This window comes from Nonomuraea sp. GTA35, from assembly GCF_041950525.1.
Taxonomy (GTDB): domain Bacteria; phylum Actinomycetota; class Actinomycetes; order Streptosporangiales; family Streptosporangiaceae; genus Nonomuraea.
Window position 1 is genome coordinate 60,483 of sequence record NZ_JBGNUV010000001.1, and the last position, 14,356, is coordinate 74,838.

Genomic DNA, 14,356 nt, shown 5'->3' on the forward strand with positions numbered 1-14,356 from the left:
TCACGACATTCCTTCAAGATCGATACGAATGAGTTTCGCAACAATCACAGATTAGCCACATAGCGGCCTGAGGGACTAGTCATAGCAGCTCAGGCCATAGATTCTGCCTCCTGAGGTCCGCGAGTCGGGTCTACTGTAACCACGCGTTAAGACAGCGTTGTCTTGTACCAGGGGGCATCTCGGCATGACCGCACCGCTAGACGTTTCCGGTTCCGCGGCGGAGGCACATCCGGAGTCGGTGCTCAAGGGAGCGGGCCAGGCCATCCAGGGCCGATCGCTGACAAGGATCGCGTGGATGCGCCTGCGCCGCGACAAGGTGGCACTCGGCGGTGGCGTCGTCGTGCTCCTGCTGATCCTCGTGGCGATCTTCTCCACGCCGATCATCTCCCTGTTCGGGCACCCGCCGCTGGAGTTCCACCAGGACCAGATCGACCCGAACACGCTCCTGCCCGCGGGCAACTTCGGCGGCATGAGCGGCGAGTACCTGCTCGGCGTCGAGCCGGTCAACGGCCGCGACATCTTCAGCCGGATCGTCGCCGGCGCCTGGATCTCGCTGCTGATCGGCTTCCTGGCCACCATGGTGTCGGTGGTCATCGGGACCGTCATGGGCGTCGTCGCCGGCTACTTCGGCGGCTGGGTCGACCAGGTCATCGGCCGCATCATGGACGTCTTCCTGGCCTTCCCCCTGCTGGTCTTCGCCATCGCGCTGGTCGGCGTCATGCCCAACGAGGGGTTCGGGCTCCAGGGCGACGGCCTGCGCATCGCCATGCTGATCTTCATCATCGGGTTCTTCAGCTGGCCCAGCATCGGCCGCATCGTCCGCGGCCAGACGCTCTCGCTGCGTGAGCGCGAGTTCGTCGACGCCGCCAGGAGCCTCGGCGCGCGCCACGGCTACATCCTGTTCCGCGAGGTGCTGCCGAACCTGCTGGCGCCGATCCTGGTGTACGCGACGCTGCTCATCCCGACCAACATCCTGTTCGAGGCCGCGCTGTCCTTCCTCGGCGTCGGCATCAACCCGCCCACCCCGACCTGGGGTGGCATGCTCTCCGAAGCGGTCCGCTTCTACACGCTGCCCCACTTCGTGCTCTTCCCGGGTCTGGCGATCTTCATCACCGTCCTGGCGTTCAACCTGTTCGGCGACGGGTTGAGGGACGCCTTCGACCCGCGGGCGCACTGAGCCCGCCAACGCTTCATCCCCCGCATCCCACTCATCAAGGGGTTAGTCAATGAGAAGGAAACACGCACTGGCAGGAGCCGCGACAGCGGCGCTCGCCTTGGTGCTCTCCGCCTGTGGCGGCGGAGGTGGCGGCACTCCCAGCCAGCCCGCCCAGTCGGCGGCAGGCGGCGCCGCGCAACCCGCGGCCAACGTCGCTCTGACGCAGGTGTACAACCCGTCCCAGAAGAAGGGCGGGACGCTCAAGGCGGCCCACTCCTCCGACTGGGACAGCCTCGACCCGGCCGACACCTACTACGGCTACTCGTTCAACTTCGGCCGGTTCTACTGGCGGACGCTGACGATGTACAAGCCGGGTCCCGGCCCCGAGGGCAACACGGTCGTCCCCGACCTGGCGGAAGGGCTCGGCCAGCCCAGCCCTGACGGCAAGACCTGGACGTACAAGCTCAAGAGCGGCCTGAAGTTCGAGGACGGCACGCCGATCACCGCCAAGGACGTGGCGTACGCGGTGGCCCGCTCCTTCGACAAGAAGACCTTCACGCACGGCCCCTCCTACCTCAACGAGCTGCTCGACTGGCCGAAGGACTTCAAGGGCGTCTACGAGACCCCCGACGTGGACTACAAGTCGGCGGTCGAGGCCACCGACGACACCACGGTCGTCTTCCACCTGAAGAAGCCGTTCGCGTCGATGGACTACGTCGTCCAGATGCCGATGACGGCCCCGGTGCCGAAGGCCAAGGACACGGGCGCCAAGTACAAGGAGAAGGTCGTCTCCTCCGGCCCGTACAAGTTCGAGACGAACGAGATCGGCAAGCGCTTCACGCTGGTCCGCAACGACCAGTGGGACCCGGCGACGGACCCGAACCGTCCCGCGCTGCCGGACCGCATCGAGGTCCAGCTCAACGTCAACGCCGACGACCTGGACAACCAGCTCATCTCGGGCAGCGTCCAGCTCGACATCCCCGGCACCGGCATGCAGCCCGCCGCGCTCGGCAAGGTGCTGCCGGACCCGGCGCTGAAGGCCCGTACGGACAACCCGACGATCCCGAGGCTCTGGTACGTGTCGGTCATCCCCGACACCAAGCCGCTGGACAACGTCAACTGCCGCAAGGCCGTCATGTGGGCCGCCGACCGCGTCGCCAACCAGACCGCCTACGGCGGCCCGGTGGCCGGTGGCGACATCGCCACGAACGTGATGCCGCCGCCCATCGTCGGCCAGGAGAAGTTCGACCTGTACGCCAGCCCCGAGAACAAGGGTGACGTCAACAAGGCCAAGGAGGCGCTCGCCGCCTGCGGCCAGCCGAACGGCTTCACCACCAACATGTCGTTCCGCTCCGACCGCCCGCGCGAGAAGGCGCTGGCCGAGGCGATGCAGCAGGCGCTGGCCCGCGTCGGCATCAAGCTGGAGCTGAAGGGCTTCCCGGCCTCCAGCTACTTCTCCGACTACGCGGGTAACGTCAACTACGTCAAGGAGAACGGCATCGGCCTGGCCACCCACGGCTGGGGTTCCGACTGGCCCGACGGTTACGGCTTCATGCAGGCCATCGTCGACAGCCGCACCATCCGCGACGCCGGCAACTACAACCTCAGCGTCAAGAACCCCGAGGTCGACAAGCTGATCGACCAGGCCTCCGCGGAGCTCGACGCCGCGGCCCGCGCCAAGCTGTGGGTCGAGGTCGACAAGAAGGTCATGGAGGACGCCTCCATCCTTCCCGTGGTGTGGGCCAAGTCGCTGCTGATGCGCGGTCAGGGCGTGACGAACCTCGCCTACAACGAAGGCCAGAGCATGTACGACTACGTCCTGCTCGGCGTTCAGTGACGGCTGAACCGGGTTCGGGGATCTAGCGAAGGCAGGTGAAGGCAGGAGTGGCCCGCCCGCGGCGGGCGGGCCACTCGGCCGACAGCGGTGGTCACATACATCATCAGGCGTCTGATCGGCGCCTTCGCCATGCTGATCGTGATCAGCATGGTCACCTTCGGCATCTTCTTCGTGGTGCCGCAGTGGGCGGGGGCGACACCCGAGGCCCTCGCCTCGCGTTACGTCGGGCGCGCGGCCACGCCGGAGACCGTGGCACTGGTCGCGGAGCGGCTCGGCTTCAACGACCCGGTGGTCGTGCAGTACGGCAGGTTCGTCAAGGGCCTGTTCGCCGGAGCCGAGTACGACTACGGCGCCGGCGTCGAGCAGTGCCCCGCGCCCTGCTTCGGCTACTCCTTCATCAGCGGCCAGCCCGTCTGGCCCGACCTGGTGGACCGCATGCCGGTGACCTTCTCCCTGGCCATCGGCGCCGCGATCCTCTGGGTGGTGGCGGGCGTCAGCGTGGGCGTGCTGTCCGCGCTGCGCAGAGGCAGCATCTTCGACCGGATCTCGATGGGCACCGCCCTCGCCGGCGTGTCCCTGCCGATCTTCTTCACCGGCATGATCTCCCTGGTCGTCTTCAGCTACGGCCTGGGCTGGACCCCGCCGGGCGGCGCGTGGACGGACTTCACCGTCAACCCCGCCCAGTGGGCCTACAACCTGCTGCTGCCGTGGATCACGCTGGCGTTCCTGTTCGCCGCGACCTACGCGCGGCTGACCCGTGCGGGCATGCTGGAGACGATGGGCGAGGACTACATCCGCACCGCCAGGGCCAAGGGCCTGCGCGAGAACCAGGTCGTGACCAAGCACGGCCTGCGCGCCGCGCTCACGCCGATCCTGACCCTGTTCGGCATCGACTTCGGCCTGCTCATCGGCGGCGCCATCCTCACCGAGACCACCTATACTCTGCCCGGGCTCGGCCAGTTCGCCATCCTGGCCATCAGGAATCAGGACCTGCCCCAGGTCATGGGTGTCGTGCTCGTCGCCGCCGGCTTCGTGGTGGTCGCGAGCCTGGTCGTCGACCTCCTGTACGCCGTGGTCGACCCGAGGGTGAGGTTGTCATGAGCTTCCTTGACGTCAAGGATCTGAAGATCCATTTCCCGACCGACGACGGTCTGGTCAAGTCCGTGGACGGCCTGTCGTTCAGCCTCGAACGCGGCAAGACCCTGGGCATCGTGGGCGAGTCGGGCTCCGGCAAGAGCGTGACCAGCCTCGGCGTGCTCGGCCTGCACAAGGGCGGCCGCGCCAGGCTCTCCGGTGAGATCTGGCTCGACGGCGAGGAGCTCATCGGCGCCTCCGCCGAGCACGTGCGCAGGCTGCGCGGCAAGAAGATGGCGATGATCTTCCAGGATCCGCTGTCGTCGATGCACCCGTTCTACACGGTCGGCCACCAGATCATCGAGGCGTACCGGATCCACAACAACGTCTCCAAGCAGGTCGCCCGCAAGCACGCCGTCGACATGCTCGGCCGGGTCGGCATCCCCGAGCCGGAGCGCCGGGTCGACGCCTACCCGCACGAGTTCTCCGGCGGCATGCGCCAGCGCGCCATGATCGCCATGGCGCTGTCGTGCGACCCCGAGCTGCTGATCGCCGACGAGCCCACCACCGCGCTCGACGTGACGGTGCAGGCCCAGATCCTCGATCTCATGCGCGACCTGCAGCGCGAGTTCAACTCAGCGCTCATCATCATCACCCACGACCTGGGCGTCGTCGCCGAGCTGTCCGACGACATCCTCGTCATGTACGGCGGCAAGTGCGTCGAGTACGGCACCACCGACGACATCTTCTACCGCCCCGAGCACCCCTACACGTGGGGCCTGCTGGGCTCGATGCCCCGCCTCGACCGCGAGCCCACCGAACGCCTCATGCCGATCAAGGGCTCCCCGCCGTCGCTGATCAACGTGCCGTCCGGCTGCGCCTTCCACCCGCGCTGCCCGTACGCGGAGAAGACCGGCGGCAAGGACAGGACCGAGGTGCCGGCCCTGACCGAGACCGAGGGCGGCCACCTGGTGCGCTGCCACCTCGACCGGGCCGAACGGCGGGACCTGTGGGAGAACGAGATCAAGCCAGCGCTGGAGACTCCGTGAGCGACAACGAGCCGCTTCTTTCCGTGCACAACATGGAGAAGCACTTCCCCGTCACCAAGGGCCTGCTCAAAAGGCAGGTCGGCGCCGTCAAGGCGGTCGACGGGATCGACTTCGAGGTGTTCAAGGGCGAGACGCTCGGCCTGGTGGGGGAGTCCGGCTGCGGCAAGTCCACCACGGGACGGCTGGTGACCAGGCTCCTCGAGCCCACCGCCGGCAAGATCGTCTTCGAGGGCCAGGACATCACGCACATGTCGCAGGGCCGGCTCAGGCCGCTGCGCCGCGACATGCAGATGATCTTCCAGGACCCCTACTCGTCGCTCAACCCCCGGCACACGGTCGGCGCGATCGTCGGCGCGCCCTTCCGCATCCAGGGCGTCAAGACCGACAACGGCATCAAGAAGGCCGTCCAGGACATCCTGGAGCTGGTCGGGCTCAACCCCGAGCACTACAACCGCTACCCGCACGAGTTCTCCGGCGGGCAGCGCCAGCGCATCGGCATCGCCCGCACGCTCGCGCTCAAACCCAAGCTGATCATCGCCGACGAGCCCGTCTCCGCGCTCGACGTGTCCATCCAGGCCCAGGTCGTCAACCTGCTCGAAGACCTGCAGAACGAGCTGGACCTGACCTACGTCGTCATCGCCCACGACCTGTCGGTGGTGCGGCACATCAGCGACCGCGTCGCCGTCATGTACCTCGGCAAGATCGTCGAGATCGCCGACCGCAAGCGGCTGTACGAGTCGCCCATGCACCCGTACACCAACGCGCTGCTGTCCGCCGTGCCCGTGCCCGACCCGAAGTCGCGCAAGGAACGCGAGCGCATCCGGCTCGTCGGCGACGTGCCCAGCCCGCTCAACCCGCCGCCCGCCTGCCGCTTCCACACCCGCTGCTGGAAGGCGCAGGACATCTGCAAGCAGGTCGAGCCGCCGCTGGCGCAGCTGGCCGACGGCCACCGGGTGGCCTGCCACTTCCCGGAGAAGGCCCCCGAGCAGGCGCCGAGCACCCCCGCCGTCACGACCGGCTGAGTCACGGCAGGCTGGGTCACGGCAGGCTGGGTCACGGCCGGTTGGGTCACGGCCGGCTGAACCGCCGCGCCGGGCGTCCTCAGGAGATGGCGCCCGGCGTGATCAGCCCCGTCTCGTAGGCCAGCACCACCGCCTGCACGCGGTCACGCAGCCCCAGCTTGGTCAGCACGTTGCCGACGTGCGTCTTCACCGTCGTCTCGCTCACCACGAGCTTGGCCGCGATCTCCGCGTTCGACATGCCCTTGGCGATGAGCCGCAGCACCTCCAGCTCCCGCTCGGTCAGCCGGTCCAGCCGCGCCGGCGCCGCCTGCTCGTAGGCCGACGGCAGCCGCGTGGCGAACCGGTCCAGCAGCCGCCGCGTCACGCTCGGCGCCACGATCGCGTCGCCCGCCGCCACCACCCGGATCGCCTGCACCAGCTCGTCCGGCGGCACGTCCTTCAGCAGGAACCCCGACGCCCCGGAACGCAGCGCCTCCACGATGTACTCGTCGAGGTCGAACGTCGTCAGCACCAGCACCTTCGGCACGTGCGCCGACGGCGCCGCCTCCCGCACGATCCTGCGGGTCGCCTCGATGCCGTCGACCCCGGGCATCCGGATGTCCATCAGCACCACGTCGGGCAGCAGCGCCCTGGTCTGCTCCTGCGCGTCCTTGCCGTCGCCCGCCTGCCCCACCACCGTGATGTCGGGCTCGGCCTCGAGTATCAGGCGGAAACCGGTACGCAGCAGCGGCTGGTCGTCCACCAGCAGCACTCTGATCGTCATTGGCCGTCCTTCAACGGGAGCCTCGCCCGCACCTCGAAACCGCCCCCCGGTAGCGGACCGATGTTCAGGATTCCACCATAGAGGGCCACACGCTCGCGGATGCCCACCAAACCATGCCCTGACGGCGACGACAGCTCCATCTCCTGCGCCGGCCCCTTCCCGTCGTCCTCCACCCGCACGTCCAGCTCGTACGGCTCGTACCGGACCGTGACGACCGCCTCCGCCCCCGCGCCCGCGTGCCGCAGGCTGTTGGTCAGCCCCTCCTGGACCAGCCGGTACGCCGCCAGGTCCACCCCCGCGGGCAGCGGCACCGGCTCGCCCGTCACCAGCAGCCGCGTCGGCAGCCCCGCCTCCCGCATCTGCTCCACCAGCGACGGCAGATCCCGCACCCCCGGCTGCGGCCCCAGCTCCGCCCGCGCGTCGGCCCTGGTGTCGGTACGCAGCACGCCCACGATGTTACGCATCTCCGTCATCGCCAGCCGCCCCGTGTGCTCGATCGCCGACAGCGCCTCCCGCGCCAGGTCGGGATCGGAGGCCAGCACCCGCCGCGCGGCCGCCGCCTGCACCGTCATCACGCTCACATGGTGGGCCACCACGTCGTGCAGCTCGCGCGCGATCCTCGACCGCTCCTCCGCCCGCGCCGCCCGCGTGTCGGCCGCGTGCGCCCGCTCCAGCCGCGCCGCCCGGTCCTTCAGCTCCTCCAGGTACGCCCGGCGCAACCGCAGGCTGCGCCCCGCCCCCCACACCGCCACCAGCACCACGGCGGTCACGACGTACTCGCTGGCGCCGCCCACCCTGACCGGGGCCGACACGGCGCCCGCCAGGTACGTCACCAGCGACAGCACCAGCCCCGCCAGCGCGATCGCCAGCCCCCGGTAGGACGCCACCGAGTACAGCAGCACGATCCCGGCCAGGCTCGACATGCCCGTGCCGTAGCCGAGCCCGTTGAGCAGCGTCTCCGGCACCAGCCCCGCGCACAGCGCCGACAGCGGCCAGCGGCGGCGCACCGCCACCGGAGCCGACGCCGCCACCAGCAGCAGCGCCCCGAACACGTCCGGCTGCCGCATGCCCTCGACCGGGAGGCCCTCGGCCTGCAGCCGATCGGGCCCGTACAGCGCGAACAGGGCCACGGAGGCCGCTGCCACCACCCCGGCGAGCACCGTGTCGTGGAGCCTGCTCCGATCTATGCGCACCGCTTCACTGTAAGACCAGGTGAGAGCCGGGAACCTCCTACTCCGGGAGGATAAGCGCCGCCCTACAGCTCGTCCGTGGCCGAGCGGCGGCTGCTGCGCACCGTGTCACCCGGCTGCCGGTCGGGCACCGGCGGCGGCGTGCCCCCGAACTCCGGGCACAGCGCCTGATGGTCGCACCAGTCGCACAGGCGGCTGCGCCGCGCCCGCCACTCGCCCGTCTCCAGCGACCGCTCGATCGCCGCCCACAGCGCCATCACCTTGCGCTCGGTGGCCAGCAGATCCGCCTCGTCCGGCGCGTACCGCAGCACCTCGCCCTGCCCGCCCAGGTAGACGAGCTGCAGCAGCCGTGGCACGCTGCCGCGCAGCCGCCACAGCACCAGCGCGTAGAACTTCATCTGGAACAGCGCCTTGGCCTCGAAGTCGGGCCCCGGCGCGCTGCCCGTCTTGTAGTCGACCACCCGGATCTCGCCCGTCGGCGCCACGTCGAGCCGGTCGACGTAACCCCGCAGCATCAGCCCCCCGTCGAGCACCGCCTCGACGTACAGCTCCCGCTCGGCCGGCTCCAGCCGCGTCGGATCCTCCAGCGTGAAGTAGCGCCGCAGCATCTCCCGCGCCTGCCCCAGCCACTGCGCCTGCTCCGCCTCGTCGGCGAACATCCCCGCGTACTGCGGGTCGTCGGCCAGCAGCCGCTCCCACTGCGGCTCCAGCAGCTCCAGCGCCGCCTCCACCGAGCGGCCCGGCGCCGGCAGGTCGTACAGGCGCTCCAGCACCGCGTGGACCACCGTGCCCCGCACCGCCGCCTGCGACGGCTTCTCCGGGAGCTGGTCGATCACCCGGAAGCGATAGAGCAGCGGACACGTCATGAAATCGCCCGCCCGGGACGGGGAGAGAGCTCCGATGATCACCGGCTCGGTCAACGTCATGCACCGCACTCTAGGTCAAGACCCCGACAGAATAACCGCCGCGGAACGAGGATCACGTGATCGGGCGCGTAGCATCAAGGCAGCAACAGCACGTAATGGACGTTCAAGGAGTGCGGTGAGCGAGCAGAGCCCGCGGCAGGAGTCCTCCGGCATCCGGATGGGGAAGCCGTTCGGCATTCCGGTGTACGTCTCATGGACCTGGTTCCTCGTGGCGGCCTTCATCACCGTCATGTTCGGGCCCCAGATGCGCCAGATGCTGCCCCAGCTCGACGACTTCGCCGCCTACGGCGTGGCGTTCCTGTTCGCGGTGCTGCTGTACGTCTCGGTGCTGCTGCACGAGCTGGCCCACAGCGTGCTGGCCAAGGCGTACGGCCTGCCGGTCCGCAGGATCACCCTCTACCTCCTCGGCGGCGTGTCGGAGATCGAGAAGGAGCCCCCCACGCCGGGCAAGGAGTTCATGGTCGCCGCCGCGGGCCCCGCGCTCTCGCTCGGCCTGGCCGGGCTCGGCCTCGTCGCCGACGTCTACCTGATCAACGACCGCGGCATCCTCGAGGTGCTCACCTGGCAGCTGTGGTTCGCCAACCTCATCGTCGGCGTGTTCAACCTGCTGCCCGGGCTGCCGCTCGACGGCGGCAGGATGCTGCGCGCAGGAGTGTGGAAGCTCACCCGCAACCCCGGCTCCGGCACCGTCGTGGCGGCCTGGGGCGGGCGGGTCCTGGCCGTGCTGCTGGTGGTGTTCCCGATCGCGAGCATGCTGTCGGGCGGGCGGGAGCTGGACTTCACCAACGTGATCTGGCCGCTGGTGCTGGCTTCCTTCATCTGGATGGGCGCCAGCCAGTCGCTCCGCGTCGCCAAGATCAGGGCCAGGATCCCGCAGGTCAACGCGCGAGCCCTGGCGCGCAGGGCGATCCCGGTGACGGCCGAGACGCCGCTGTCGGAGGCGCTGCGCCAGGCCGCCGAGCAGCGGGCGGGCGCGCTCGTCGTCGTCGGCCACGACGGCAGGCCGCTGGCCATCGTCAACGAGGCCGCCGTCCAGGCCACCCCCGAGCACCGCCGCCCCTGGGTGAACGTCGGCTCCCTGGCCAAGACCCTCGAGCCCCAGATGGTGCTCGCCGCCGGCCTGACCGGAGAGCCGCTCATCGACGCCATGCGCGAGGCCCCCGGCAGCGAGTACCTGCTGGTCGAGGACGGCGGGGAGATCTACGGCGTGCTCTCGACGGCCGACGTGAACAGGGTTTTCACCGGCGTCTGATTTGTCCCACTCGTTTAACCGGCGACCCCTCGATAGGGTCGTGTCCAGCAGTTTCGGGTGGCCCGGAGCCAACCCCCGCGATTTCTGCGATGCCACGACTGGCCGATAGTGTTCGGTTTGGCCAAACTTGCACAGTTGAGGGGTTTGTTGCGGTCCACCGGTTCACCGAATCGAGACGAGGGGGCCGCGACACGGCCTCGTCGTCTGGGTATGCGTATGGCTGGTGGCCAGCACGGCAGTGCGGGTGCCGTAACAACGCCGGCTTCCGGGGAGGAGAGTTGAGTGACCGAGCGCAGCGAGGGCACCAATGAGCGCAGCACGGTCGTCATGAGGGAGGACGCATGACCGACCAAGGCTTCGGAGTGGTGCGTCCGCTTCCTGGAAATGGGCTTGTCGCCTACGAAGGCGGGCTGCTGCTGGTGTGCGACTCGGCCGAGGCGGCCGCCGACGCCCTGATCGATGCGCTGCGCGAGACCGCCGCCTCCGGCGGCGACGGCCGGGCCATGGCCCGCCGCGCCGCGCAGGTGCTCGCCGCCAACATGGCCTCCGACCCCGCCACCTGCGCGGTCGCCGGCCCCGTCGGCGACGGCGTCGCCGTCCTGGTCAGCGGCTCCGCCTCGGCCACCATCGTCACCTCCGGCGGCGAGACCCGGCTGGCCGGCAGCGACTCCCTCACCTGGGCCGACCGCCTCGTCAGCGGCCCCGTCGAGCGCGTCGAGCTCAGCCTGCCCGGCGCCGGCAGCCCCCACCCCGCCGTCCGCTTCGCCGGCGGCATCGTGCACGGCGGCGGCCTCGTCGGCGACCTCACCGGCGAGTCCTCCGGCCGCCCCGCGGCCCCCGCCCAGCCCAGGCTCCTGACCAGCGAGCTGCCCGCCACCGGCTTCCACCTCGAGCCCGACCTCGTCCAGCCCCAGCAGCAGCAGCCCGTCGAGCGCCCGCCGTACCCGATGGCCGACCAGCCGCCCATCACGCCCGGCCCGCCCTCAGGGCCCCAGCCCGCGCCGATGGAGCCGCCCGCCTACCACACGCCGCAGGAGCCGCCGCCTCCCTACCTGCCGCCGCAGGACCAGCCCTACCAGCCCGCGCAGGACCAGCCCTACCAGCCCGCGCAGGACCAGGCCTACCCGCCGGCGCAGGACCAGCCCTACCAGCCCGCCCAGGAGCCGCCGCTGCACGAGCAGCAGCAGTTCCCCTCCTACGACGAGCCCCCCGCCTCCGGCAACGGCGTCGGCGAGCCGGTCCCGCAGCACATGGGCCCGCCCGACCACTACGACCAGCCCGCGCCGCCCGTGCTCGGCCCGCCCGACCAGTACGACCACCCGGGCCCGCCGCAGCAGGAGCAGCAGGGCGACCACGGCGACCGCCCGCTCGTCTACGGCGTCGACTGCAAGAACGACCACTTCAACGACCCCCGCGTGCCCTACTGCGCCGTCTGCGGCATCGCCCTGGTGCAGCGCACGCTCGTCCCCTACAAGGGGCCGCGGCCCTCGCTCGGCGTCCTCGTCCTCGACGACGGCACCGCGCTGCCCCTGGACAGCGACTACCTCCTCGGCCGCGACCCCGAGCGCGCGCCGGAGGTGGCCGGCGGCACCGCCAGGCCCGCCAAGGTCACCAGCCCCGACGGCTCGGTCTCGCGCCGCCACCTGCGGGTGGCGCTCGACGGGTGGGACGTCAACCTGGTGGACCTGGGCTCCGTCAACGGCACCCAGATCCAGCCGCCCGGTGACCCCAACTTCTACGACATCCCGCCGAACGAGCCCGTCACGATCGCCCCGGGGACCACGGTCCGCGTCGGGGTCTCCCGGACGCTCCGCTTCGAGGCGCACCGGGGGTAGCAGGGGTTTCGGCTCTGGTCGCCCGCGTCCCAGGGGTGGGCGCGGGCGGTCGCATGAGCGGGGGAAGCGCCCGCACCGGCCTCATGGCGCGGGCATGCGCTGTGCCGGTCCCATGGCGCGGCCATGCGCTGTGCCGGTTGTCGTGGCGCCGCGCGGTGCGGTCGTCCCGGCGCGGTGGTCTTCACGGGTCTTCACGTGGTCTTCACGGGGCCTTCAGGAGGCGTCGGGCGTCGCGAGGAACTCGCGGGCGCCCCGGAGCCGGGTTCTCAGCCGCTGCCGCGTCGCCGAGCAGTCCAGCCGCACCTCCAGCGGCCCCGGGATCCCGGAGCCGGCCCGGCGGCCCGTGCGGAGGCGCGCCGCGTCGAGGCCGTCCCGGCGGGCGATGAGCACGCCCAGCTCGTACCTGCTCACCGCGTCGCCCCCCGCCACGTGCAGCACGCCGGACAGGCCCCGCACCCCCGCCTCCACCAGCGCCGCCGCCAGGTCGCGGACGTGGACGGGACACCGCACGTCGTCGGTGAACAGCACCCCCTCACCCGCCCCCGTCGCCAGCGAGCGCACCAGCGCCTCGTGCCCCGACCGGCCGTGCCCGAGGATCAGGGACGTCCTGGCGATCGCGGCGTCGGGCAGCACGGCCCGCACGGCCGTCTCCGCCGCCGCCTTGGCCGCCCCGTACGGAGTGATCGGATCAGGCGGGCACGTCTCGTCGTACCGCTTCCCGGCACCGGAGAAGACCACGTCGCTGGAGACCTGCACCAGCCGCCCGCCCGTGCGTGCCACCCCCGCCGCCACGTGCGCGGCGCCCTCCGCCGTGACCGCCCAGTCGCCCTGACGGTAGGCGGCGTTGATCGTCACCTCCGGCCCGAACGCGTCGAGCGCGGCGGCCACGTCCCGCCTCTCCCGGACGTCCACGCGCAGCCACGTCGCCTGCGCGGGCTCTCCCGGCCGGGTCAGGCAGGTCGCGCCCACCTCGTGGCCCGCGGCGGCGCAACGCCGTACGAGCTCGCCGCCGAGGAACCCGCTCCCGCCCACGATGAGCACCCTCACGACCGGTCACGCTACCGGAGCGCCCTGACGAACACGGAGGTGACCGCCAACTTCCGTTCTCGCAGTACATCGCAGCACGTAAGGCGAAAACGCGACAAAAGTCCTCAAGGGCGCTGGTGCGGGAGGGGGCGACCGTCACGCGTGATGTCCGAGGCGGCCGAGAAACGTCGCGACGGGAGTGTCCGGCAGGCGGGCCCGGCAGGCGGGCCCGGCAGGCGGGCCCGGCGGCCACGACGGCGACGTGTCCGGGCGTGAGGCGGGCCGAGGCGTGCCCGGGCGGGGCGGGGGAGGAGGCGAGGGAAGTTGCCTCCCGGCCTAATCAGGAAATGCCGGGCAATTTCTCGCCTAATCCGTTAAATCGTGAAGATCCTTCGGAAAGCCCGGAGGTGGAAACGCACCCGTGAACCGGAGACTCGCCGCGAATGCGCCCTCGTACCGGCCGTCCCATTCCCGGGATCCGGCCCGCCTCGAAGCCTCGGGATCACGGCGGGACCGGTCGGAAAGCCCGTACGCCCCGCAACAGACGCACCGCCGCCTCACACCCGCTGGCCGCCTCCAGCGCCCGCCCCGCCGCGGTCGCGAACCGCCCCAGCAGATGCTCGTCACCATCGCAGAACTTCCGCCCCGCGACCCACAGGAACGTGTGGTCCCGCGCCGCCACCGGCACGGGCGTGGCCAGGAACCCCGGCTCGCCCATCGAGGCGTCCGGCGGCAGCCGCACCGCGTGCGAGGACGCGGCCAGTTCCTTCAGCACCCCCGACTCGGCCAGCCAGCGCCGCAGGCGCAGCGGGTCTCCGGGCGGTGCGTGCACGTGCACCGGGCACGCCTCCTGCCGCAGCGCGTCCACCCGGACGAACCCGGCATAGGCAGTGCCCGCGACGGCGGCGGCGGTGCGCGCCAGCCGGTCGGTCAGCTCCGCGGCCTGCAGGCAGGAGAACGCGGAGAGGAGGTCGCGCATGGCGACGTCGACACGGTTGTATGGCATCGCGAGATCCCCTCTGAGGCGGAGGGGGCGAGATCGCGCAGCCCGATCGCGCGAAACTCGCCAGCGGGTGACCTGACTATCGCCCTCGACGCGGCCCTTGACTACCCCTCAACAGGAAATCAGGATTTTTGCCAATTCCGGACCGACCGTACGGTCCCGCCGCAACACCGCCGTGATCCCCTGGCGGGTCACAACACCCCTGCGGCGTGCTCCGGCACAG

The 14,356-nt window shown here is 70.7% G+C and carries 12 protein-coding genes; 7 read left to right on the plus strand and 5 right to left on the minus strand.

Translation table 11 applies throughout. The features are described from left to right. The first annotated feature begins 184 nt into the window (after positions 1-184). From ACBJ32_RS00290 to ACBJ32_RS00310, 5 genes are all read left to right on the plus strand, one after another. Positions 185-1,177: an ABC transporter permease gene (locus ACBJ32_RS00290; RefSeq protein WP_375124829.1), complete on the plus strand. Its 993-nt coding sequence runs from the start codon at positions 185-187 to the stop codon at positions 1,175-1,177. A 49-nt stretch (positions 1,178-1,226) separates the two neighbouring features. Next, the gene (locus ACBJ32_RS00295; protein ID WP_375124830.1) at positions 1,227-2,993 is read left to right on the plus strand and encodes an ABC transporter substrate-binding protein; all 1,767 of its coding nucleotides are present in this window, start codon (positions 1,227-1,229) and stop codon (positions 2,991-2,993) included. Between the two features lie 87 nt (positions 2,994-3,080). Then, positions 3,081-4,094 (plus strand): ABC transporter permease, encoded by a 1,014-nt coding sequence (locus ACBJ32_RS00300; protein ID WP_357879117.1) that lies wholly within the window; start codon positions 3,081-3,083, stop codon positions 4,092-4,094. Continuing rightward, complete coding sequence (locus ACBJ32_RS00305; protein ID WP_357879114.1) at positions 4,091-5,116, plus strand: ABC transporter ATP-binding protein; 1,026 nt, start codon at positions 4,091-4,093, stop codon at positions 5,114-5,116. The genes ACBJ32_RS00300 and ACBJ32_RS00305 overlap by 4 nt, the downstream gene beginning before the upstream one ends. Before the next feature lie 32 nt (positions 5,117-5,148). Beyond that, complete coding sequence (locus tag ACBJ32_RS00310) at positions 5,149-6,138, plus strand: ABC transporter ATP-binding protein (RefSeq protein WP_375125950.1); 990 nt, start codon at positions 5,149-5,151, stop codon at positions 6,136-6,138. Between the two features lie 79 nt (positions 6,139-6,217). On the opposite strand, the gene ACBJ32_RS00315 is transcribed toward ACBJ32_RS00310, so the two are convergent. The 3 genes from ACBJ32_RS00315 to ACBJ32_RS00325 form a co-directional block, all read right to left on the minus strand. Then, positions 6,218-6,901, minus strand: a complete 684-nt coding sequence (locus ACBJ32_RS00315) for a response regulator transcription factor (RefSeq protein ID WP_043627946.1) — start codon at positions 6,899-6,901, stop codon at positions 6,218-6,220. Further along, a complete protein-coding gene (locus ACBJ32_RS00320) occupies positions 6,898-8,094 on the minus strand; it encodes a sensor histidine kinase (RefSeq protein WP_375124831.1) in 1,197 nt (398 codons plus the stop codon). The genes ACBJ32_RS00315 and ACBJ32_RS00320 overlap by 4 nt, the downstream gene beginning before the upstream one ends. A gap of 62 nt (positions 8,095-8,156) precedes the next feature. Further along, entirely contained in the window at positions 8,157-9,017 is an 861-nt protein-coding gene (locus ACBJ32_RS00325; protein ID WP_357879108.1) for a RecB family exonuclease, read from the minus strand. Between the two features lie 115 nt (positions 9,018-9,132). On the opposite strand from ACBJ32_RS00325, the gene ACBJ32_RS00330 reads away from it, so the two are divergent. Together ACBJ32_RS00330 and ACBJ32_RS00335 are read left to right on the plus strand one after the other, a co-directional pair. Beyond that, positions 9,133-10,269, plus strand: a complete 1,137-nt coding sequence (locus tag ACBJ32_RS00330; RefSeq protein WP_375124832.1) for a site-2 protease family protein — start codon at positions 9,133-9,135, stop codon at positions 10,267-10,269. Positions 10,270-10,610: 341 nt separating this feature from the next. Then, the gene (locus tag ACBJ32_RS00335; RefSeq protein WP_375124833.1) at positions 10,611-12,104 is read left to right on the plus strand and encodes an FHA domain-containing protein; all 1,494 of its coding nucleotides are present in this window, start codon (positions 10,611-10,613) and stop codon (positions 12,102-12,104) included. A 213-nt stretch (positions 12,105-12,317) separates the two neighbouring features. Here ACBJ32_RS00335 and ACBJ32_RS00340 read toward each other — a convergent pair whose 3' ends face one another. Together ACBJ32_RS00340 and ACBJ32_RS00345 are read right to left on the minus strand one after the other, a co-directional pair. After that, positions 12,318-13,151, minus strand: coding sequence for an SDR family oxidoreductase (locus ACBJ32_RS00340; protein ID WP_375124834.1), 834 nt, complete (start codon positions 13,149-13,151; stop codon positions 12,318-12,320). 481 nt (positions 13,152-13,632) lie between these two features. Continuing rightward, positions 13,633-14,136, minus strand: coding sequence for a hypothetical protein (locus ACBJ32_RS00345; RefSeq protein WP_375124835.1), 504 nt, complete (start codon positions 14,134-14,136; stop codon positions 13,633-13,635). Positions 14,137-14,356 lie beyond the last annotated feature (220 nt).